The sequence below is a fragment of the Undibacterium sp. RTI2.2 genome (assembly GCF_035018705.1).
GTDB lineage: Bacteria > Pseudomonadota > Gammaproteobacteria > Burkholderiales > Burkholderiaceae_D > Undibacterium.
Genome location: NZ_JASJXN010000034.1, coordinates 29,001 through 50,591, shown reverse-complemented (window position 1 = coordinate 50,591; position 21,591 = coordinate 29,001). Strand labels below are relative to the sequence as shown.

Annotated in this window: 17 protein-coding genes and 1 tRNA gene; 7 read left to right on the top strand and 11 right to left on the bottom strand. The window is 48.1% G+C overall.

Going from position 1 to position 21,591, the window contains the following annotated elements; all coding sequences use genetic code 11:
* Nucleotides 1-149: 149 nt before the first annotated feature.
* The 6 genes from QN395_RS16435 to QN395_RS16410 all read right to left on the bottom strand — a co-directional run bounded on the left by QN395_RS16435 (nt 150) and on the right by QN395_RS16410 (nt 5,739).
* Nucleotides 150-743, bottom strand: a complete 594-nt coding sequence (locus tag QN395_RS16435; protein WP_322121177.1) for a 50S ribosomal protein L25/general stress protein Ctc — start codon at nt 741-743, stop codon at nt 150-152.
* A 107-nt stretch (nt 744-850) separates the two neighbouring features.
* A complete protein-coding gene (locus QN395_RS16430) occupies nt 851-1,813 on the bottom strand; it encodes a ribose-phosphate pyrophosphokinase (protein WP_322121178.1) in 963 nt (320 codons plus the stop codon).
* Nucleotides 1,814-1,941: 128 nt separating this feature from the next.
* Nucleotides 1,942-2,018: transfer RNA gene (locus QN395_RS16425), tRNA-Gln, on the bottom strand.
* 72 nt (nt 2,019-2,090) lie between these two features.
* On the bottom strand, nt 2,091-2,948 hold the full coding sequence (gene ispE / locus QN395_RS16420; protein ID WP_322121179.1) for a 4-(cytidine 5'-diphospho)-2-C-methyl-D-erythritol kinase: 858 nt from the start codon (nt 2,946-2,948) through the stop codon (nt 2,091-2,093).
* A gap of 50 nt (nt 2,949-2,998) precedes the next feature.
* Nucleotides 2,999-3,640 (bottom strand): lipoprotein insertase outer membrane protein LolB, encoded by a 642-nt coding sequence (gene lolB / locus QN395_RS16415; protein WP_322121180.1) that lies wholly within the window; start codon nt 3,638-3,640, stop codon nt 2,999-3,001.
* A gap of 125 nt (nt 3,641-3,765) precedes the next feature.
* Nucleotides 3,766-5,739, bottom strand: coding sequence for a tetratricopeptide repeat protein (locus QN395_RS16410; RefSeq protein ID WP_323491857.1), 1,974 nt, complete (start codon nt 5,737-5,739; stop codon nt 3,766-3,768).
* Between the two features lie 205 nt (nt 5,740-5,944).
* On the opposite strand from QN395_RS16410, the gene mutM reads away from it, so the two are divergent.
* The 3 genes from mutM (at nt 5,945) to QN395_RS16395 (ending at nt 9,654) form a co-directional block, all read left to right on the top strand.
* Nucleotides 5,945-6,766, top strand: coding sequence for a bifunctional DNA-formamidopyrimidine glycosylase/DNA-(apurinic or apyrimidinic site) lyase (mutM, locus tag QN395_RS16405; RefSeq protein ID WP_322121182.1), 822 nt, complete (start codon nt 5,945-5,947; stop codon nt 6,764-6,766).
* 48 nt (nt 6,767-6,814) lie between these two features.
* Nucleotides 6,815-8,749 (top strand): dynamin family protein, encoded by a 1,935-nt coding sequence (locus QN395_RS16400; RefSeq protein ID WP_322121183.1) that lies wholly within the window; start codon nt 6,815-6,817, stop codon nt 8,747-8,749.
* Between the two features lie 263 nt (nt 8,750-9,012).
* The gene (locus QN395_RS16395; protein WP_322121184.1) at nt 9,013-9,654 is read left to right on the top strand and encodes a LysE family translocator; all 642 of its coding nucleotides are present in this window, start codon (nt 9,013-9,015) and stop codon (nt 9,652-9,654) included.
* Nucleotides 9,655-9,932: 278 nt separating this feature from the next.
* Here the strand turns inward: QN395_RS16395 and rpoD are convergent, their stop codons facing one another.
* Nucleotides 9,933-12,083 carry an RNA polymerase sigma factor RpoD gene (rpoD, locus tag QN395_RS16390; RefSeq protein WP_322121686.1) on the bottom strand — a complete coding sequence of 717 codons (2,151 nt, stop codon included), beginning with the start codon at nt 12,081-12,083 and terminating at the stop codon, nt 9,933-9,935.
* Between the two features lie 1,007 nt (nt 12,084-13,090).
* Entirely contained in the window at nt 13,091-13,303 is a 213-nt protein-coding gene (locus QN395_RS16385) for a hypothetical protein (protein WP_322121185.1), read from the bottom strand.
* Nucleotides 13,304-13,788: 485 nt separating this feature from the next.
* Here QN395_RS16385 and mutY point away from each other — a divergent pair, with 485 nt between their 5' ends.
* From mutY to QN395_RS16365, 4 genes are all read left to right on the top strand, one after another.
* Nucleotides 13,789-14,913, top strand: a complete 1,125-nt coding sequence (gene mutY / locus QN395_RS16380; protein WP_322121687.1) for an A/G-specific adenine glycosylase — start codon at nt 13,789-13,791, stop codon at nt 14,911-14,913.
* Nucleotides 14,914-15,112: 199 nt separating this feature from the next.
* Nucleotides 15,113-16,684 (top strand): alpha/beta hydrolase, encoded by a 1,572-nt coding sequence (locus QN395_RS16375; RefSeq protein WP_323491858.1) that lies wholly within the window; start codon nt 15,113-15,115, stop codon nt 16,682-16,684.
* On the top strand, nt 16,681-17,565 hold the full coding sequence (locus QN395_RS16370; RefSeq protein ID WP_322121187.1) for an ATP-binding cassette domain-containing protein: 885 nt from the start codon (nt 16,681-16,683) through the stop codon (nt 17,563-17,565). Before QN395_RS16375 ends, QN395_RS16370 begins: the two co-directional genes overlap by 4 nt.
* Nucleotides 17,565-18,728, top strand: coding sequence for an ABC transporter permease (locus QN395_RS16365; protein ID WP_322121188.1), 1,164 nt, complete (start codon nt 17,565-17,567; stop codon nt 18,726-18,728). The genes QN395_RS16370 and QN395_RS16365 overlap by 1 nt, the downstream gene beginning before the upstream one ends.
* A 244-nt stretch (nt 18,729-18,972) precedes the next feature.
* On the opposite strand, the gene rapZ is transcribed toward QN395_RS16365, so the two are convergent.
* From rapZ to QN395_RS16350, 3 genes are all read right to left on the bottom strand, one after another.
* Nucleotides 18,973-19,836 carry an RNase adapter RapZ gene (gene rapZ / locus QN395_RS16360; RefSeq protein WP_322121189.1) on the bottom strand — a complete coding sequence of 288 codons (864 nt, stop codon included), beginning with the start codon at nt 19,834-19,836 and terminating at the stop codon, nt 18,973-18,975.
* A gap of 212 nt (nt 19,837-20,048) precedes the next feature.
* The gene (hprK, locus tag QN395_RS16355; protein ID WP_322121190.1) at nt 20,049-20,993 is read right to left on the bottom strand and encodes an HPr(Ser) kinase/phosphatase; all 945 of its coding nucleotides are present in this window, start codon (nt 20,991-20,993) and stop codon (nt 20,049-20,051) included.
* Between the two features lie 88 nt (nt 20,994-21,081).
* A complete protein-coding gene (locus tag QN395_RS16350; RefSeq protein WP_322121191.1) occupies nt 21,082-21,552 on the bottom strand; it encodes a PTS sugar transporter subunit IIA in 471 nt (156 codons plus the stop codon).
* Nucleotides 21,553-21,591 lie beyond the last annotated feature (39 nt).

The following is a 21,591-nucleotide window of genomic DNA, read 5'->3' as shown; positions in this document are numbered from 1 at the left end:
CAAACAAGAAAACCAATCGCAACAGTGGCCACACCCATGCTCGACTTTACTGGTTTGGGTATTTTGCAAGAAGCTCAGTTTAGAGAAATACTATTTCATTCAATAAAAAAGCCGCCCGAAGGCGGCTTTTTGGGACAGGCAGAATTGAATTACTTCGCTGCTGCTTCGCCTTCTTCTGCTGTAGCGCCAGCAGGTACAACAGCGATAGCGACAGTCGCGTCATCACCGTGAACAATTGCTGTAACGCCTTTTGGCAATACCAAGCTAGAAACGTGGATAGATTGACCGGCTTCCAACTTGGACAGATCAACTTCAACGAATTCTGGCAAGTCTGCTGGCAAGCAAGAGATATCCAGTTCAACAGCAACGTGGCTGATGACTGCAGCAGACAACTTAACTGCTGGAGATACGTCAGCATTGATGAAATGCAGTGGTACTTTTACGTGGATTTTCTTGTTTGCATCAACGCGTTGGAAGTCAACGTGCAATACTAATTGTTTGTATGCGTGGACTTGGAAGTCGCGCAACAATACTTTTTCTGCTTTGCCATCAACTTCCAGATCCAAAATGGATGAGTGGAAGGCTTCTTTTTTCAATGCATGGTACAAAGCATTGTGGTCCAGAGTGACGCTGACAGGTGCTTCTGTACCGCCGTAGATAATACCTGGTGTTTGGCCAGCAATACGCAGGCGGCGGCTCGCTCCGGTCCCCTGCTCTTTGCGTGCAAATGCGATTACTTTCATGGTGCTACTCCAAAAAATGCAAGATTGAACTTGCGGTTTTGCGTCCCCGCGACCAGGGACACAGAAAAAACGAGCTTGTTTTAAAACAAGCTCGCAGAAAATTGTGCTTAATCCGTGAACAGAGAAATAACGGATTCGCCTTTAGTAATACGGCGGAAAGTCTCAGCCAGCAAACTGTCGCAAGACAATTGGCGGATTTTGCTACATGCTCTGGCCGCATCTGACAAAGGAATGGTATCGGTGACAACCAGCTCATCCAACGGTGAGTTGGAGATACGGTCAATTGCCGGACCAGACAATACTGGATGTGTACAGTAAGCCAATACTTTTTTCGCGCCACGTTCTTTCAGAACTTCTGCCGCTTTGGTCAGTGTCCCGGCAGTATCGACCATGTCATCCATAATCACGCAGTTACGTCCTTCGACTTCACCGATGATGTTCATGACTTCTGATACGTTGGCTTTTGGACGACGTTTGTCAATGATCGCTAAATCGCAACCCAGACGTTTTGCCAGCGCGCGGGCACGTACCACGCCACCAACGTCGGGTGAAACGACTAATAAGTCTTCATAGTTCTTGGCAACTAGATCACCCAGCAAAATCGGTGATGCATAAATATTATCAACTGGAATATCAAAGAAACCTTGGATTTGATCTGCATGCAAATCCATAATCAGCACGCGATCAACGCCAGCTTTTTCTAGCATGTTGGCAACAACCTTCGCTGAGATCGCTACGCGTGCAGAGCGCGGACGGCGGTCTTGGCGGGCATAACCAAAGTAGGGAATCGCCGCAGTAATGCGGCCAGCAGATGCGCGCTTCAGAGCGTCGACCATCAAGATGATTTCCATCAGATTGTCATTCGTCGGTGCGCAGGTTGATTGCAAAACGAAAACATCTTTACCTCGGACGTTTTCATTAATTTCGACCATCACTTCACCGTCGGAAAATTTAGAAACGTCTGCTTTACCGAGAGGAATGCCCAATTGTTTGACAACACCTTCAGCCAACGCAGGGTTAGCATTTCCGGTGAAAACCATCATGTTGTCATTTGCGCGCGCGTTTGCCATGGCGGGACCTATCGGCTAGATTGAGGGTCAAGCGTAGTTGCTAATTCAGAATTAAACTTTTAGCAAAAACACTGCTGATACAATTGAAAAAAGCCGCCGCACATTGTATGCGGCGGCTTTATATTTAATGGCAGGGGATGGAGGACTCGAACCTCCGAATGCCGGAATCAAAATCCGGTGCCTTAACCAACTTGGCGAATCCCCTACACAACCGTTTATCTGGTGTCAAATTCTGAGCCGCTATTTTAGCGGGATTTCAACATCAGACCAAATTTTTTTACGTCTGCAGCAAATAAGCCATCGGGTGTTGACTTATTGCTTTGGCTTTCCATGATTGCCAGTGATGCGGTACTTGTTTTAGCGCCTGATCGGCGTTTGCCTCATCAGAAAATGCACAAAAAACACAAGCACCAGATCCGGTCATCTTCGCGTTGCCGTAAGCGCTAAGCCACTGAATGGCTGCTGCAACTTGCGGGAACAGCGTACAAGCAACTGTTTGCAGATCGTTTTTCCAAATCATTTCTGATAGGCTGGAAAAGTCCGTTATTTTGATTGGTTTCGTATCCCTTGTCAACTCTTTGGCGGAAAAAATTGCTGGTGTCGGTACTTGGACGCCGGGTTCTATCACCACAAACCATTGCTCTGGTGTGTGGATAGCTTGTAGTTGTTCGCCTATGCCTTCGGCAAAGGCATTTTGGCCGAACAGGAAAAACGGAACATCGGCGCCCAATTGCAAGCCCAGCGCCATTAGTTCATGCCGCGTTAGCCTACATTCCCATAAATGATTTAGTGCGATCAGCGTGGTTGCTGCATCGGATGAGCCGCCACCAAGTCCGCCACCCATGGGAAGTTTTTTCGTCAGCGTCAGATTTGCGCCATAAGTGCTGCGGCTATGATGTTGTAGCAGGCGCGCTGCGCGCACGATTAAATCGGTATCTGCAGGAACCCCAGCAATCTCGTTGGTACGATGAACCAGGCCGTCGTCGCGGACTTCAAAGTCCAGCGTATCGCAGTAGTCAATCAACTGGAACGCAGTTTGTAGTAGGTGGTAGCCATCTGCGCGGCGACCAGTGATGTGCAAGAACAGATTAAGTTTTGCCGGTGCCAGGCAATTGCTGAGGCGTCGGGGTTTCATTATGCTTGTTTCTATTGCTGTTTTTACCTTTTTAACATTCATCGCTGCGCTCATTGCAAGGTCCATTGTTCTATCGCAATGCGGATCGCAATTTCTCCGGCTTGCACAGAGTTGCGTTGTAAGTTGATACGCTTGGGGTAGAGGGGCGTGCTATCCAGATTCCATGTGACGTAGCGCAGATGCCATCCATCGGCATCGAGCAAGATATTGTCATCCGTTTTTAGTGCGATCCGTTTGCCTTGTGTGTCGAGGCTAAAACCTTGCAACCAGTCGCGTAAGCCGCTGACTGGTAGTGCCCAACCCAAACTATCATTGAGCAAACTATCCAGGTCGCTGGCATAACGAGTTGCTTTGCCAACTTGTTGCAGACTTGCACCCGTTGGAGTTTGTTGAATCGTTGCAATCACCTGGCCTAGCGGTGACAGCAAAGTGATATTGGTACTGGTCGCAGTCTGTTGCCATTCAAAGCTGCCGGGTAAGGTTTGCTCCTTGTCATTTTGCTGATACTGCACCGATATCCTGCCATTGATTTGCAGGTTTTCTTGATATTGACGGTCTGGCGACGCGTTGGTCTGACGTGGTGTGCTAGCGCAGCCGGATAAAGTCAGGCTTAAAAACAAGCTGAATAAAATCAATAAAAAAGGGGAGTATCTGATTGATAGTGCTGATTGTCCAGACTTTATTTGGGTCATATAAGTAAATTATAGTGTACTCACTGGGAGTATATTGTTTGGCGAGATGCGCTGAACTACATTTAAAGTTCGCGCATTCATACATTTAAGCCTGCTGAAGTAAGGCTTTACTTTAAAGCTTTACTTTAAAGCTTCACAGACAGGCGTTGCAATGTTGATTTGAGAGCTTCGTTATCGGCATCTTTTGTTTTAGCTTCGTGCCAGAACTTGCGGGCTTCGTCTTTTAAGCCTTTCGCCCAGAGCACTTCGCCCAAATGTGCGGCAATTTCAGCGTCAGGGCGCAATTTGTAGGCGCGACGTAAGGCTTCTTCTGCTTCATCTAATCTTGTGAGACGGAATTTTACCCAGCCCAGGCTATCCAGAATGAAGGCGTCATCAGGCGCAAGCTGTGACGCTTTTTCGATGAGCGTCAAGGCTTCATCCAGGCGAATATTGCGGTCTGCCAACGAGTAACCCAATGCGTTGTAGGCATTCTGGTTGTTCGGCGCCAAAACCATCACACGTTTGAGGGCGACTTCCATTTCTTCCGTTTTTTGCTGGGATTCAGCTAACATGGCGTAGTCGTACAATAAATCTGTGTTGTCAGGAAAACGTTTTAGCGCGTCCTTTAACACAGTAGTCGCCTCTGCTGGCATGCGGGCATCCCGCAACAATTGCGCGTCTACTTGCGCCAATTGTGCTTCCTCGACCTCATTGCCAGCTTTGTAATCGCGCAAAAACTGGCGTGCCTCGCTTAGTTTGCCTTGCTTCGCTATCAATTGCGCGCGTCTTATCTGGGTGCCAAAATAGGCACTGTTTTTGCCGTCGTAAGAATCTACTTTGGCTAACCATGTTTCTGCGGCTACGTAGTCTTGACGGTCTATTGCGATTTGTGCCAGATTGATTAAAGCCGGGGTTGGATCCCGTTCCTCGCTTGGGTTGGTTTCCAGTTCGTTGAGGTAGCGTGTCAGATAACGTTCCGCCATTTGATTATGACCAGGTTTTTTGCTATCCATGGCGAGCATGCCTAAGGTGTATAGCACGGTCACATCATTCGGTTTATCTCTCAGCAACTCCTCAAATTCCAGGGTGGCTTTGTCTAACTGGTGTAAGTCAATCAACATGCTGGCATGCGCAAGACGCACATCTCTGGCTTGCGGATTTTTTTCTAGAAAGGTGGCCATCGCCTTGATTGCATCAGTTTGTTTAGACGCTTGCGCGATGGTCAGGATGGCGAGTTGTGAGTCTGGCTTTGCCTGCAAAACCAGTTCTGCCTCAGCGACTGCACGCTTGTTGTCACCATGGGCATATGCACCTTGCGCCAGCGCCAGATGGGCTTCTGGCCTATCTTTGTAAGGCGCGAGAATTTCTTCCAGTGTATCGAAAGCGGCATTTTTATCTCTTGCACGGAGGAGCAAGCGCTGCGCTTGCAGCATTAATACGGCATATTGTTTAGGATCGGCAGTGCGCAGTTTTTCCGTGAAAACGTTTTGGATTTCAGCCAGATTATTATTCATCACCATAAAGCCGAGGTAATACTGAGTTGCCTCGCTAGAGTTCGGAGATAATTCCCGCCAGAGCCGGATCGCGGTCAATGACTCGCCAGGTTGTTTTACGGTGAGCGCAATCTCAGTTGCGCGTCGTGCCAGACGTGGGTCGCGGGTTTGCTGCGCGACGCTGAGTATGGTGACGTAAGCAGCTTGCCAGTTGCCCCGCTGGAAGGCGATTTCAGCGGTCAAAATTTTATACAGCAATTCATCGGTTAAGGCGATTGTGGGCAAGTTCTCCTGAATTGCAGGCATAGAATTGCCATCGTCGGTATTTTCTGCCGCCAAGGCGGCTTGCGCCGCAGCACTTGCTCCAGCGGCCTGATGCGCGTCGTCCGTGGCAGTATTTAAGGGAGAAAAACCAGAACATGCAGAAAGCAAACTCGCCATCACAATGCCGGCAGTCACTATGCGCAGAGCCGTTACAATACGAGACTTCATTAAGTTCGCTGAATTAGTCAAATCAGTTAAATTCGCCGCAGTTGAAAAAAACGCTGGAGCAGTAAGTGAGGTAAGTGAGTCAGCAGATTTGACGTTGTCAGATTCAGCCACAGATGCAAAAATAGTTTTCAAAGCATTATCCAAGATTGACTGATGATGCTTGATTTTACGCTCAAGCCGTTATTGCGTGGTGAAGCTTCTCGTGTCAAATTGTAATGGCGCGGACTCTTTGGGGCAGGATTGCTTACTTAACCATCTCGATTCCATTGCGCACCATCGCACTGCATTGCAATTTAAAGTGCACTCCTAAATCATCAAAACACGCAAACAATTATCTATGCCAGAACTCCCAGAAGTAGAAGTCACCCGACACGGTGTCGCACCCCATTTAGAAGGGCAGCAAGTAACGCAAGTGCTAATGCGACGTGCGGGTTTGCGCTGGCCTTTTCCGGTAAATTTACCGGCGCTGCTGCAAGGCCAAACTATTCTGGCCGCTGGCCGTCGGGGTAAATATCTGCTGCTGCATTTCAAGCACGGCACTTTATTGATTCACTTAGGAATGTCAGGGCATTTACGGGTAATTCCCGCGCAAACACCGCCGCAAAAGCATGATCACATCGACATTGTGGTTGGCGCGCAAGCCTTGCGCATGAATGATCCCCGACGTTTTGGCGCGGTACTTTGGCATGATGCAGCCGATGGCGATTTTAACCAGCATCTGTTGCTGCGGGCTTTGGGCGCAGAGCCGCTAGAAGAGCAGTTCAGCGCAGAGTTGCTTTACCGGCAGACGCGCCAGCGCCCCGCGGCGATTAAACAAGTGTTGCTGGCAGGCGATATTGTGGTCGGCGTAGGTAATATTTATGCATCTGAAAGCCTGTTTCGCGCCAGAATTAACCCTAAGACGGCAGCCAACCGCATTAGTCTCAAACGATATCGGTTACTCGCTGAGGAAATTCGGCTCACTTTGGCCGCTGCGATTGCGCAAGGTGGCAGTAGTTTGCGGGATTTCATTGGTGTTGATGGTCAAACAGGCTATTTTCAGCAGACATATTTCGTATATGATCGTGCTGGAGACGCATGTCGGGTGTGTAAGTCGCCAATACGACAGATTAAGCAGGGTCAACGCAGTACTTTTTACTGCACAAATTGTCAAAAATAGGCCAAAGTGCTAGATTCTAGGCAACCATAATAATTATTTGAGGGCAACATGAGCAATCTGGTTCAAAAATTCCAGGAATACAGTGACTGGCGCAAAGGTGTCGTGAGTGCGTTAGAGCAGTATCGCGCATGGATACATGGATCGGATATGGCCGATGCCGCCAGTGATCAGCGCATCTCGCGGTTGCTGGAAAGATTGGTCGATGACAAACTAACCATCGCTTTTGTTGCAGAATTTTCACGCGGCAAATCAGAATTAATTAACGCGATTTTTTTCGCGGATTACGGACAGCGCATTTTGCCATCGTCCGCCGGGCGTACTACGATGTGTCCAACTGAGTTGTTGTATGACGAGACTATTCCACCATGCATCCGCCTGTTGCCTATAGAAACCCGCAAAGAAGCACAATCCACTAGCGACTACAAAGGCCAGCACCATGTCTGGACAGTATTGCCGCTGAATATCAGCTCTGGGGATGGCATGCTAGAGGCTTTTAAACAAGTGAGCCTGACCAAACGGGTATCGATAGAAGAAGCCAAATCCTACGGTTTGTTTGATGAAGACGATCCTGATGCTGCTTTAGAAATTGATGAAAATGGCCTGGTCGAGATTTCACAATGGCGTCATGCGATTGTGAATTTCCCGCACCCATTGCTCAAAGAAGGTTTGATCATTGTCGATACTCCAGGCCTAAACGCAATCGGTACCGAGCCTGAGCTGACACTGAATTTAATCCCCAACGCGCATGCCGTATTGTTTATTCTGGCTGCCGATACCGGCGTTACTAAAAGCGATATTGACGTCTGGCGCAATCATATTGGCGGCGGTCCTGGCCGTATGGTCGTGCTCAATAAGATTGATAGCATGTGGGATGAGCTGCGCACTGCAGACGAGATAGAAGCACAAATCAAACATCAGATCAGTACTGTTGCACATAATTTATCGCTGGATGAAAAACAAATTTTCCCGGTGTCAGCGCAAAAAGGCCTGGTCGCTAAAATCAACAAAGATGCGCCGTTGTTAGCTAAGAGCCGTCTGCCTACCTTGGAATATGCACTATCGAAAGAACTGATCCCCTCTAAGCAAGACATCATCCGTGCCCAGATGACGACGGATATCAATGAAATCACCGGTGCGCAGCAAGCGATTATTTCTGCCCGTACTCGCAGCGTGGTAGAGCAAATGATGGAGCTGAAAAGTTTGCGCGGCAAGAACATCAACGTGATTGAACACATGATGCGCCGGATCGATGCAGAGAAAAAAGAATTCGATGCCAGCCTGATCAAGATGCAAGGAACACGTGCCGTATTCACCCGCTTATCGACCGAGGTATACACCAGCTTGGGTATGGATATTTTGCGTGAAGAAATTCGTAAATCCAGAGAAGCCATGCAGAAGAGTAAATTTTCTACTGGCCTGAAAGATGCCGTCAAACAGTTCTTTAGTAACATTAAATTTAACCTGCAGGCGTCGAATAAAAAGACGGATGAGATTTCTGAAATGATGACCATCATGTACAGAAAGTTTTCGACTGAGCATGGTCTTGCCTTGTCCGCGCCGATGTCATTCTCTTTAGACAAATACATTCAGGAAGTCGCTTCAGTCGAGGCTGTATTCCAGAAGCAATTTAGTACTATGACCTTGCTGACGACGTCACAGGTTGCGCTGATGCAGAAATTTTTTGATTCTATTGCAGCGCGCGTGAAGCAAAGTTTTTTACAGGCGAACCGGGATGTAGAGGCGTGGCAAAAAGTCGTCATGGCACCGCTAGAGGCGCAAATCCGCGAGCACAAAGGTCAGCTCAAAAATCGTATGCAGTCGATACAGCGCATTCATGTAGCGACCGATAGTCTGGAAGAAAAAATTAGTTCTTTTGAAGCGATGCAAGCCGAGATGGACGCTAAAAAGAAAGCCTTGAGCGCCTTAGAATTGAATTTGAAAAATGCGCTTTTAGCAGAATTGAGCGCACTCAAGGTTGCTTAATATCGCTGATTGATGGTGAGCGCGTTAAAACATTCTTAGGACTTACGCAAATACGGAAAGCTACTTGCGACCATTCATAGGGAATCAAATGGCTGGAGTTGAAACATCGAGACCTCTCACCACAGAGGCACAGAGCCACAGAGAAAACCAAGAGAACAGCGAAAACTTGCATTTCTCTTCCTCGGTTGTTCCTCTGTGCCTCTGTGGTGAGGGGTTTTGGTTTTTGCGTAAATCCTATTACTAACTTAACACGAGCTTTAATCATGTTTGGTACTCAAGATCTCGCGTTATTTATTGTCTCTGGCCTGTTGCTTAATCTTGTCCCCGGCCCCGATTCTTTGCTGATCATGACGCGCAGTGCCAGCCAGGGCTGGCGTGCTGGTTCTGCTGCGGCTTTAGGAATTGGCACCGGTACTTTTGTGCATATTTTTGCCGCAGCAATGGGTTTGTCGGCAGTACTGGCAAGCTCTGCTGCGGCTTTTATGATCGTCAAGTTAATCGGCGCAGCGTATTTGTTGTACGTCGGAGTTGGGCTTCTGCTGGCAAAAAGCGTAACTGCCAGCGAACTTGATACCCCTGTAACAAAGTCACCCGACTTGGGTTACAAGACAATATTCCAGCAAGGTTTTTTGACCAACGTGCTGAACCCAAAAGTAGCGGTATTTTTTCTAGCTTTTGTACCGCAATTTATCGCAGCATCGGCATCGAATAAAGCGCTGGCGTTTATTGTGCTGGGCTGTATTTTTAATTTCAACGGCATGCTGTGGTGTCACTTTTTAGCAGTCTCGACTGCACTAGCCAGCCAGCGTGTGCGCGTGAATAAGACGGTCTCAGCCTGGCTCAATCGCCTAATTGGCGCGATGTTCGTCTCTTTTGGAATCAAGCTTGCATTGAGTAGCAAATAAGTAGCAGTCAATCATCAACTGCCAAATCCCATGATATAGATCTGTTTTTGAATATACTCTTAGTGAGTATATTTAATCGTCCAGAGGTTATCTGGACGATAGGTCATATTTATGAAAAATGCGGGGGAGTATGCTCAATAAGTCCTTGTTTGACCTTGAGTTAGCCTAGCGATCTTGATTGCGGGGACTCAAGATTGCAGGCCCTAAAGTGTAAGAAAAACTCAACTGCAATTTCAACCGCAATTTCAAGCTCTGTTTCAACATCAATCGCAAGCCGATCAATGATTCTCCAGCAAACTCTTTAATTGATCCGAGCGGGAAGGGTGGCGTAATTTTTTCATCGCCTTGGCTTCGATCTGGCGTATGCGCTCACGCGTGACTTCAAATTGTTTGCCGACCTCTTCCAAAGTGTAATCCGTTGCCATCTCCAGACCAAAGCGCATCCGCAAGACCTTGGCCTCGCGCGGGCTGAGTGAGTCTAATACTTCTTTGAGTTTTTCTTGTACCGAGGCTTGCATGGCGGCGGCCATGGGTGACAGCGTATTGTTATCCTGAATAAAGTCGCCTAATTGTGAGTCGCCATCGTCACCGATCGGTGTATCCATGGATACCGGTTCTTTGGCGATCTTCATGATTTCGCGCACTTTGCTTTCGGACATTTCCATCTTCTCGGCAATGATTGCCGGGTCAGGTTCCAGGCCATTTTCTTGCATCAACTGACGCTTGATGCGATTCATTTTATTGATGGTTTCTATCATGTGAACAGGTACGCGGATCGTGCGCGCCTGATCCGCAATCGCTCTGGAAATCGCCTGACGTATCCACCAGGTTGCATAGGTAGAGAACTTATAGCCGCGACGATATTCAAACTTATCGACCGCTTTGAGTAAGCCGATATTGCCTTCCTGGATCAGATCAAGGAATTGCAAACCACGGTTAACATATTTCTTGGCGATAGAAATAACCAGACGCAAATTCGCCTCTGTCATCGCACGCTTGGCATCGGCTGCGCGCTTCTCACCTGCGATCATTTGCTTATTAATTTTGCGCAGATCGCTTAGAGACAATGCGACTTTTTCTTCCAGCGTGATAAGTTTTTGTTGCAGCTCATTGGCGGCATGGACATGACGATGGATTAGCAGGCTATATGGCTGCCCTGCGTCCATTTCATCCTCTAACCATTTGGTATTGGTCTCGTTGCCGAGGAAACTGGCAATAAAGTGCTGGCGCGGCATGCCACATTTGTTGACTAATAAATCCTGAATTTTTTTCTCGATCTGACGCAGTTCCAACATCTGTTTGCGTAAGGTGTCGCATAGTTTTTCTATCGTCTTGACTGAAAAACGGATGCCTAATAATTCTTGCGCGATGCTTTGTTGTGCTTTGACATAGACCGCGTCATTGGTATTCTTGGCGCTACGCATTTTCTCAAACTGAGCAGCGATCACGGCAAGTTTTAACAAGACGGTATTTTTAAGTTGCAGCAATTGCTCTTCGCTCACCGCGTCATTGCTGACGGCATCCTCTTCGTCTTCATCCTCCTGATCATCTTGCTCGTCACTGCTGACGTTGCTGACAATGGCAGCCTGAATCAGATCTTCATTCGCGTTGGGGTCCATCAAGCCGTCAACAATGTCGTCGATCTTAGTTTCATCCTTGGCGATTTTTTCTGCGATGGCTAGCAGTTCTGCAATCGTGCTTGGGCAGGCAGAAATGGCTTGCAGCATATCTTTCAAGCCATCTTCAATGCGCTTGGCGATTTCTATTTCGCCGCTGCGCGTTAGCAATTCAACGCCACCCATTTCACGCATGTACATACGCACAGGGTCGGTGGTGCGACCAAAATCGGCATCGACGGTTGACAGGGCTGCGGCTGCGGTGGCTTCTGCCTCATCATCGCTGACGGCATTGTTGACGCTGTCTGTCAGCAGCAATAAGGTCGCATCGGGTGCGCGGTCGTACACTGCCACACCCATGTCGTTGAGTGTACTGATGATGCTCTGAACCATTTCTGGATCAGACACATCTTCTGGCAAATGGTCATTGATTTCGGCATGCGTGAGGTAGCCGCGATCTTTGCCGATATTGATGAGCTTGGTGAGTTTTTTACGATAATGCTCTAACTGTTCTGCTGATCTTGCCGCGTTGGCGCTACCTGAGTTGCCGGTGCCGGCTTTTCTGGCTTTTGCTCTGGCGACGGATTTTAGTTCAGCAGATTCAACCGCGTTTAAGGCGCGGATTTCTTCATTCTCGAATTGAAATTCGCTAGGCTTACGACCACGTTTAGCGGCTTCTTTGACGCTTGGAAAAGTGTAGCTTGAGGTATCTATGCTCTCTAACGCGGACAGTTTGGATGCTGCTGAGGCTGCTGATATTGTCGATGCCGCTGATACTGTTGGCGACACAGATGCCGCCGGTGTTACTGACATTGCCGAGGTCGGCGATATGATGGTGACTGGTGCGACGGCTAATTTTTCTCGCTTCGCATCGGGTCTTCCATCGGACATCGACTGCAAGACCGGTTTTGGCGGCGTTGCTACTTTTGCCGGGCTAGCTTGGGTCCACACACGCGGCGCACGTTTTTCACTGATACTGACATTGCTCGCGCCCTGTTTTGTTGTCGATCCTGCTATCGCATTGGAATTGGCAGCGTCTGGCTTAATTTCAACACTGGTTTGATCGCTAAGATTTTCTGTATTTTGTCCGCTCGATACAGATGCTTCTGCAGTCTTATCCAGTGTTTTTTTCAATAAGCGTGAGCCCGATTTCTTGATTACGACGACAGGTGGTTTGTTGTCTGAAGTCGTGCTGGCTGCGTAGTAATCTGCAAACGGCTCGTCAATGACCGTTACTGCTTTCGCCATCGCTTCTGCTGGTTCTGCCAGCAATGGCGTGGCTGGCGTGGTCTGCGGCAAACTGCTCGCTACTGCAGGCTCAAACATGGCAAGCGCATCGCTGATCTCGGCGATGACTTCTGGTGCAGGGACGATAAGTTTAGCCGACATCCCCATGTTGGCTGGTAACGGCGCATCTTCCGCAGTCGTTGGCTCGGTAACGATGGTGATGTTTGCATCGGTGTCAGCACTAGCGGCTTTCTCAGTCGCGGCACTATGTTCTGCTTCTGCAATTACTTCCGGTAATACTTGTGGCAAAGCTGGCGCTAATTTCGAGCGGCGTTTGGTAATCACAGTCACCGGTGCCGTGATAATGGTTGGTGTGGCATCGCTAAGAATTTGTTCGTGTACCGCAGTTTGTACCGCAATCATCTTGGTCTGCACTTGCGCCGAACCCGGATGTTGCATGGCTGACGCGTCTTTGGCAGGACGGCTTTTAATCCCTAGCGTGAGAGTGGATGCGCTTTTTTGAAGAGTGATACGAGTGGAGTCAGTTGAATTATTTTTCATTGAGCAAAATCTAGTACAGCAACAAATTCTTATTAATCTGCTAAGTCCACGATATTAAAGATGAAAAAAGCCCGCTGATGAAAGCGGGCTTTTTTATTCATCCGAGGACTTGGAGAATCGAAGCGCGGATTATCCTCGGCTTCATCTTTCTTTGCAAGCAGAGATGCGGATTTTTCGACTAAATTTGCCTTTATTTTCAGCATCTGCCATCGCAGGCAGTAATCGGCTGAAATTGACTCGAGCATTGCCTCAACTTGATATGGTTTCTACACCAGTTTGATACGGGGGAGGGTAATTGCTCGAGTCTTCCGACTGCTGATTGGATTAGCCCAACTTGTCTGGCCAGTCTTATGCTGACGATTAGTTTTTTTTAATTATTTTATGTTGAGGGTTTTAATATACTCCCCTTAAAAATTAATATAAATACCGTATTGTCCAATTAATATATGGACGATTAATAAATACATATAGGGAGTATGTTTAATATGTCTGCACGAGCTATGTTTAAAAAGCCGCCGAGGCAGTAGCTTAACCGCGATAAGTAAATTGCACTAGAAAAGTGTATCCGTCATCAACTCAAACCCCAATAGAAAGTCTCGGTTGGAAATCGTTTTTACATTTGACAGAAAGTTTCCAAAAAAAGCTTTTATACTCATCGCAGATTATTTTTAGAACCAGTTCAATGAAACCTCGCACCACTGCTAAGTCCATTCCGCCCAATTCGCCGGCTATGCCGGATCAGGTGGCATCCAAGTACCACGACCCCAGCTTTTCTCATGCCGTGATTGCGTGGCAAAAACAGCATGGCAGGCATCATTTGCCCTGGCAGCAGAGCCGGGACGCTTATCGCGTCTGGTTGTCTGAAATTATGTTGCAGCAGACCCAGGTGGCGGCGGTGATCCCTTACTATCAGCGGTTTTTAGAGAGTTTTCCGACGGTGTTTGCCTTAGCCGCTGCGCCTGCTGAAGAGGTGATGGCGCACTGGAGTGGCTTGGGCTATTACACCCGGGCGCGCAATTTGCACCAATGTGCCAAGGATGTGGTGGCGAATTATGCCGGGCAGTTTCCGTCAGACCCTGCTTTATTGCAGCAATTACCCGGGATTGGTCGCTCCACTGCGGCAGCGGTGGCGGCGTTCTCTTACGGTACCCGTGCGGCGATTATGGATGGCAATGTCAAACGGGTTTTTGCCCGGGTATTCGGGATTGCCGGTTATCCGGGGATTAAGACGATAGAAGACGATTTATGGCTGCGTGCACAAGCCTTGTTGCCAGAAACGGATATCCAGGCCTACACACAAGGTTTGATGGATTTAGGCGCGACGCTGTGTACCCGCAGCAGCCCTGATTGCCCGCGCTGTCCTTTGCAAGCATCTTGCGTCGCTTATGCACAAGGCCGCACCGCTGAATTGCCAACCCGCAAACCGAAAAAAGAACCAAAAGAAAAGCATACTTTGATGCTGGTGCTACGGCATCAGGGACGAGTCTTGCTGGAGCAACGGCCTGACAGCGGCATCTGGGGCGGCTTGTTATCGCTGCCCGAACTGGACGGCATGCAGGAATTAAATCCCGACAGTCCCATGGGTGATTTGCTGGACTTTAGCAGCACTTTGCCAGAGCAAAGTTTGGCGGCAAAACAAGTAGCAAATCAATTTGGGGAAGTGACAGATATCCGGCAATTGCCAGGATTTTTACATGGGTTTACCCACTTCAAATTACATGCGCAAGTGCTGCAATTTAATCTGGCGCAGCTCGCATCCCAAGTCGCCGAATCGCGTTATGTCTGGCTGGATTTAAGGCAGGTGGGACAAGCCGCTTTACCAGCGCCTGTGAAAAAATATTTACTGGAACTTTGATGCCGGTATTTTGATCCGAGTTTTATGATGTTTCATCGTATTAAAAGAGATTTCATCGCAAGCTTGCCGAATTGAATACGAGCAGTGCAAACTTAGGGTCTGCGCTGCAAAAATCGTAAATAAAAGCTCTTGATCTTGTAGGCTTGCTTTTTACAAATGCCGCAACATCTACAATACTATTTTTAGAAATTTAAAACAGATGAACTCGCTTAACTCCGTCGCTAATCTCAGTTGTCGTATGGGTTTTGGCCTTGCCTTCATGCTGGTGAATTCTGTTGCTACATCAGCTCAATTGTCAGCGCAAGTGTCAGCTGAAGTATCAGCGCAAACTCTTGCTGAAATGACCGCTAGAGTCAAGACCAGCTCTTGCCGTATTGCTGATTATCCGCAAGAGGTGCAATGTGGTCAGATTCAGCGTCCGCTTGACCCTGCTCAGCCCGCAGGTAAAAAAATTACTGTGCATTTCGTTGTGGTGCCCTCGCAAGATAAAAACAAATTAAGTGATGCGGTCTTTGTCCTCGCAGGCGGACCGGGGCAAAGTGCCATCAATGCTGCGGCTTGGGGGAAGACAGTATTAGGGCGTTTAAATCGTCGCCGTGATTTGGTCTTTGTCGATCAGCGCGGGACAGGGCAAAGCGCACCGCTGCAATGTCCAGAGCTAGAGAGCGGTGGCGATCTGGCAGATACCAACGGTACCGTAAAGTTAGCACTTGCTTGCCTGAAGAAGTTGCAGGCCTTGCCCTATGGTGACTTGCGGTTTTTTAGTACCAGCATTGCAGTACAAGATTTGGAGGCAGTGCGGCTTAGCCAGGCTTACGGAAAAATCAATTTGGTTGGTGCATCCTACGGGACGCGAGTCGGCTTAGAATTTTTGCGCCAATATCCACAATCTGTCCGGCGTTTAGTGATTGATGGCGTCGTGCCGCCCGACATGCGCTTGCCTGCTGCCGACGCGCAAAAGGCCCTAGACGGCGTCTTCGCAGATTGTGCTAAAGATGCGCGTTGCAACAAGGCTTATCCTGATCTGGCCGCGCGCTGGAAAAAATTATTAGCGAGTCTGCCGCAATCCACCACGGTAATACATCCACGTCTGGGCAATAAAATCCCGGTCACGATCAGTCGCAATACCTTGCTGAGTTTGGTGCATAAAACTTTGTATGCGCCTACCAGTGCAGCCGCTTTACCCTACGCGTTGACGCAGGCGGAGCAAGCTAATTATGCGCCCCTGATTACCTTAAGCGGCGCACTGGGTTTGCCTTCTCCTTTGGGCATTGCTTATGGTATGCATTTTTCAGTCTGGTGTGGTGAAGCGTATGCACATCCAATATTGAAACCCGCTAGCGATGATTTTGAAAAACTCATGGACGGCATGTATGGGGCGATCTGTGCCAATTGGCCGCATGCCGTAATTCCGCCAGCTTTTTATACCATTCCAGTCAGCCCGGCACCGGTTTTGTTGCTCAGTGGCGGCATCGATCCGGTAACCCCTACCCGCCATGGCAACAGCGTCGCTAAAGCGCTTGGTGCAAATGCTCGCCACATCACGATGGACAATGCAGGCCATGGTTTGTTATCGCAAGGATGTGTGCGTGATGTGGTGTATCGCTACTTCAATGCCAAAGAAGATCAGGACGCGATTAAGGTCGATGCGAAATGTGTACACCAGATCCCGCGACCGTTAGCGTGGCAGGTTCCGTCTATTACGCCGACTATTACTTTGCCCACCACGCCGATGCCAGAAACAGTAGCGCCGCAAGGAGCTAAACCATGATCATCGTCCATGATTTACACAAAGCCTTTGTACGTCAGGGTAAGCCAAAATTTGCCTTCAACCTCAATTTTGGTAAGCGTCAGCAAGAAATGGTGAAGGCAGTTGATGGCGTTAGTTTTGCCGCAAGCGATGGCGCGATTACTGGCTTGTTAGGCGCTAACGGTGCCGGCAAAACGACAACTCTGCGTATGGTAGCGTCGCTGCTGGAATCTGATCGTGGCGAGATTACAGTTGACGGTATTAAGGTCAGAGCCGGTCAGCAAGGCACACAATCCAATATGGGTATTTTGTCCGATGCGCGTGGACTGTATCCACGTTTAACCGCACGTGAAAATATTTTTTACTACGGCACCTTGCATGGCATGTCGCGTAGTTTGATTGAACAACGCACTGATCAGCTTGCTCATTGGCTGGAGATGACGGCATTACTGGACCGGCGTACCGATGGATTTAGTCAGGGCGAGAGAATGAAAACTGCTCTAGCGCGGGCTTTAATTCACAACCCTAAAAATATTATTCTGGACGAACCAACCAATGGTCTGGACGTGGTTGCCACCCGGGCACTGCGTGATTTTTTACGCTGGCTAAGGTCACCGGAAGGTGGCGGTAAGTGCATCATTTTTTCTACTCATATCATGCAAGAAGTTGAACGTTTGTGCGATCAGGTAGTGATCGTTGCACAAGGGCGCAATGTGGCGAAAGGCACGGTGGCGGAATTGTTACAGCAAGCGGAGGAGCCGAATTTTGAAGACGCGTTTGTCAAGCTAGCGTTTTTAAATCGTGACACTAATTCAGCAATTAGTTCAGCAACTAAGCCAGCGATTAATTTAGAAATTAATTCAGAAATTAGTTCAGTAATAGCGACTGAGAGGACATACTGATGAAAGCCATGCTTGCTATTTTTCGTAAAGAAATGATGGATGCTATGCGTGACCGCCGTGCCTTGCTCATCGTCATTTTTAGCTCGCTATTTTTAGTGCCAATGCTGCTGGTCATTATGTCCGAGGTCTTGTCGCAAGTGGAGTCGCAAGAAGAGAAAAGATCCGTGTTGGTAGTTGGTATCAACAATGCGCCCAGCTTAGAAAATTTCATTTTGCGCCAAGGTTATAAAGTCAAGCCTGCACCGGCAGATTATGTCGCCAAATCCCGTAGTAAAGAATTGGATCAGCCCGTGTTATTGGTCCCGGATGGTTTCGATGAAAAGCTGGCAGCGGGTCAAAAAGTGACTTTAGAAATCGCCTATGACACGTCGAACAAACAAGCTGAATTTGGTTTACGACCGCTGAAAAGAATTTTAGATGCTTATACCCAGGAAGGCGCGGTGATGAGCTTAATGATGCGGGGTGTATCGCCAGAAATCTTGCAATTGATTGAAGTGAAAGAGCGTTATTTAAGCCGCCCCGAAGAGCGTAAAGACAGCATTACCAGCATGTTGCCGATGGCGATGTTAATGGCAATTTTGATGGGCGGCATGTACGCCGCGATTGACGCCACCGCTGGCGAGCGCGAGCGTGGATCGCTGGAGCCATTGATGATGAACCCAGTCTCTGGATGGCAATTGGCGGTCGGCAAATGGGGCGCGGTGGCGACGGTCAGTATGTTAGTTGTGGTGCTGACGGTACTGAGTTTTTTTCCATCGCAATGGCTGATACGCAATGAGACCTTACGGGCTTTATTCCAGTTCGGGGTCAAAGATGCAATGGGATTCTTATTGGTCTTGTTGCCCTTAGCCGCTAGTCTGGCAGCCGTGCAGGTAGCGATTGCGCTAGATTGTAAAAGCTATAAAGAAGCCCAAGTCCGTAATCAAATGTTTATTCTTGTGGTGAACATGGTACCGATGATGATGTTATTTTCAACCGGACCAGAACCGACCTGGTTCCGCTGGGTTCCGGTACTGGCACAAAACCAGATGATGAATAAAGTCTTAAAAGGCGAGGCCTTGAGCATGGTCGTAACCATGATTGCACTAGGAGTTTGTGTTGCCTTGACGATCGCCAGCTTGTCGTATGTGGCGCAGAAAATGCGGCGTGTGGTGATGGCTTAAGTTTGCATCGCTGTGCTGTCGCCTGCATGGAGTTGCTGAGTTTGTACTTCCGGGCTGCGATGGCAAGCGATAAAAAGAAGATGTGAAAAGTCTTAGTTGAGGCTTAAATTAAGACCTTAGTTGAGAGTAAAGTTAAGACATAAGTTAAGACCGGATTTAATATACTCCTCTATGAATTTCAATAAAATAGCTTATCGGCCAATGATTACATAGGTAATAAATTATACACATGGGGAGTATATTTTTACCCTATACGACGATGTCTGACTAATACTTGCTCAGTTTTCTTAAAATACTCTGCCAGTTTCTCCACCATATAGACTGAACGATGCTGGCCTCCAGTGCAACCAATTGCCACTGTCAGGTAGCTACGATTATCGCTTTTAAACGATGGCAGCCATTTTTCAATGAACCGTCGTATGTCCTCATACAGATCATGCACCATCATTTGCCCGTTAAGATATTCAATTACCGGAAGATCCAGCCCGGTTAACAGGCGCAGCTGAATATCATAATGAGGATTGGGCAACATTCTCACATCAAAAACAAAATCAGCATCCAGCGGTACCCCAATCTTAAATGCAAAAGATTCAAACATCACGACAAGGGGGGCATGCTCAATTTGCACCACGGTTTTCACCCAATCGCGCAAGGTATTTGCACTAAGACTGGAGGTATCGATTACATGCGCTAGCAGTTGGATAGGTGATAGAATTTCTCTTTCTTCCCTTATGCATTCCATTAGGCTAAGCCTGTCGCCCATGGCGTGATCTCTTTGCAAGCGATGAGACAAAGGATGAGTGCGGCGTGTCTCAGAAAATCGTGCGACCAGAGATTCAGTGCTTGCCGTTAAAAACAAGATCTTTACTTCATGTCCCTCATTGCGGAGTGTTTGTATTGTGCTGGGCAAGCTGGTGAGCAAATGCGCGCTGCGCGAATCAATTGCCACCGCGGTGGATTGAATGCCTTCGCTGATTAAGGTGCTGATAAGTCCCGGTAGCAAGCTCGGTGGTAAGTTGTCGACGCAATAAAATCCAGCGTCCTCCACCACGTTCAAGGCGACCGATTTGCCGGAGCCAGAAATACCAGAGATAAGTAAGATGCGCATGATTGCCAAAAAGAGTAGATATTAAGCACCCATATTTTGGCATTTAATTCATGTCGCTATGTGACATTTTATCCATTTCAAGTATGAAAATAGTTTATGTGAAACACCATAGCCATATCGCATATCCACATCACAGCTCTATTCGTAATAAATAGGGTCTGCTTCATACCATGTCGTACCAATTTTGCGGATCTGCTAGTGAAATGAAGCAATTAATTAGACTCTTCATTCATGGCACGACGTTGTCTTTCCATAAAATCTTCTAATGTATTGATGCCGCGTAGTTGCAATATGGTGTTGCGTACTGCGGCCTCTAGTAAAACCGCGATGTTCCGGCCGGCAGCGACAGGGATGACAACTTTGCGGATTGGCAATCCCAATACTTCTTGCTTGGGAGAATCAATCGGCAGACGTTCATAATTTTCTTCCAGCGTGCTGCGCTTGACCAGATGCACAATTAGCTTGAGGCGCATCTTGCGACGCACCGCGGTTTCGCCAAAAATTGCTTTGATATCGAGCAGACCAAGGCCACGTACTTCCAGTAAATTTTGTAATAATTCCGGACAGCGACCTTCTATCATATTGGGAGCGATACGCGAAAATTCCACCGCATCATCTGCCACCAGTCCATGACTGCGGGAGATCAGCTCCAGCCCCAGTTCGCTTTTACCCAGGCCAGATTCGCCTGTGATTAATACGCCAACTCCAAGCACATCCATAAACACGCCATGCATAGTCGTGCGTTGTGCCAGCTTTTTGGACAGATAAACGCGTAAAAAATCGATTACCTGTGCAGAAGGTAAGGGGGTAGAAAACAGGGGAATATTATTGTCGTCGCATGTGGCTAGAATCGCTTGCGGCGTTTCTAATCCTTGTGCCACGATCAGTGCCGGTGGCGCACCGGCAATCAATTCTTTAATCAAATTACCGCGTGAATGCGATGGTAATCGATGGAAGTAGGCCAGTTCTTGATGCCCTAGCACCTGAATACGCCCGGGATGTATAAAGTTAAGATGACCAACCTGATCCGCAGAAGAGGTGGCGTCGCCCGTAATTTGTTTGTCACCACCTGAGAATCCGGCAAACCAGCCTAACTGCATTGCATCCCGATTGTCATCAAAGATTTTTTGTATGGTCAGTTCGGTCAGTAGTGGCATGGTAGCTTGATTAAAATCAATGGGTGGGACGTGGACAAGAACGACAACAGAGCGCAATTACCGCAGGTTTGCGCTTTGTTTTACTATGCTAGACAAATTGTGGGTTGGGCTGCCAGGCGATAATTTTTTCATAAATAGCACCAGCACTAGCTTCGCTATTGAGCGTATCCCGAAATGCCTCATTGGATAGCATCTCAGCAACTTCAGACAATATCTCCAGATGTTGCTGCATCACATTGTCCGGCATAAGCAGAAAAATTAAAATACTGACTGCTTGTCCGTCTGGAGACTCGAAAGGAATCGGCTCTGCCAGACGCACGAATGCCGCAATCGGTGCTTTTAATCCCTTGATGCGGCCATGCGGAATAGCAACGCCATGACCAAGCCCGGTTGAACCCAGACGTTCTCTGGCGAACAGGTTATCCGAGACGGTAGAGCGAGCAATACTGCAATTATTTTCAAATAACAGGCCAGCTTGTTCAAAGGCTCTTTTTTTGCTGGACACTTCTAAGTCCAGTAAGACGTTGGAGAGGGGGAGTATTTTCGCAATGTTTGTCATGACGCAAGATCTGTATTTCAGCAAAATGGTGCGATGCAC

Bases quoted from the DNA above. Each gene is read 5' to 3' on its own strand.
- QN395_RS16435 (WP_322121177.1), bottom strand. From the start codon at position 743: ATGAAAGTAATCGCATTTGCACGCAAAGAGCAGGGGACCGGAGCGAGC.
- QN395_RS16430 (WP_322121178.1), bottom strand. From the start codon at position 1,813: ATGGCAAACGCGCGCGCAAATGACAACATGATGGTTTTCACCGGAAAT.
- ispE (WP_322121179.1), bottom strand. From the start codon at position 2,948: ATGAAACCCCGACGCCTCAGCAATTGCCTGGCACCGGCAAAACTTAAT.
- lolB (WP_322121180.1), bottom strand. From the start codon at position 3,640: ATGACCCAAATAAAGTCTGGACAATCAGCACTATCAATCAGATACTCC.
- mutM (WP_322121182.1), top strand. From the start codon at position 5,945: ATGCCAGAACTCCCAGAAGTAGAAGTCACCCGACACGGTGTCGCACCC.
- QN395_RS16400 (WP_322121183.1), top strand. From the start codon at position 6,815: ATGAGCAATCTGGTTCAAAAATTCCAGGAATACAGTGACTGGCGCAAA.
- QN395_RS16395 (WP_322121184.1), top strand. From the start codon at position 9,013: ATGTTTGGTACTCAAGATCTCGCGTTATTTATTGTCTCTGGCCTGTTG.
- rpoD (WP_322121686.1), bottom strand. From the start codon at position 12,083: ATGTCAGTAACACCGGCGGCATCTGTGTCGCCAACAGTATCAGCGGCA.
- QN395_RS16385 (WP_322121185.1), bottom strand. From the start codon at position 13,303: ATGCTCGAGTCAATTTCAGCCGATTACTGCCTGCGATGGCAGATGCTG.
- mutY (WP_322121687.1), top strand. From the start codon at position 13,789: ATGCCGGATCAGGTGGCATCCAAGTACCACGACCCCAGCTTTTCTCAT.
- QN395_RS16375 (WP_323491858.1), top strand. From the start codon at position 15,113: ATGAACTCGCTTAACTCCGTCGCTAATCTCAGTTGTCGTATGGGTTTT.
- QN395_RS16370 (WP_322121187.1), top strand. From the start codon at position 16,681: ATGATCATCGTCCATGATTTACACAAAGCCTTTGTACGTCAGGGTAAG.
- QN395_RS16365 (WP_322121188.1), top strand. From the start codon at position 17,565: ATGAAAGCCATGCTTGCTATTTTTCGTAAAGAAATGATGGATGCTATG.
- rapZ (WP_322121189.1), bottom strand. From the start codon at position 19,836: ATGCGCATCTTACTTATCTCTGGTATTTCTGGCTCCGGCAAATCGGTC.
- hprK (WP_322121190.1), bottom strand. From the start codon at position 20,993: ATGCCACTACTGACCGAACTGACCATACAAAAAATCTTTGATGACAAT.
- QN395_RS16350 (WP_322121191.1), bottom strand. From the start codon at position 21,552: ATGACAAACATTGCGAAAATACTCCCCCTCTCCAACGTCTTACTGGAC.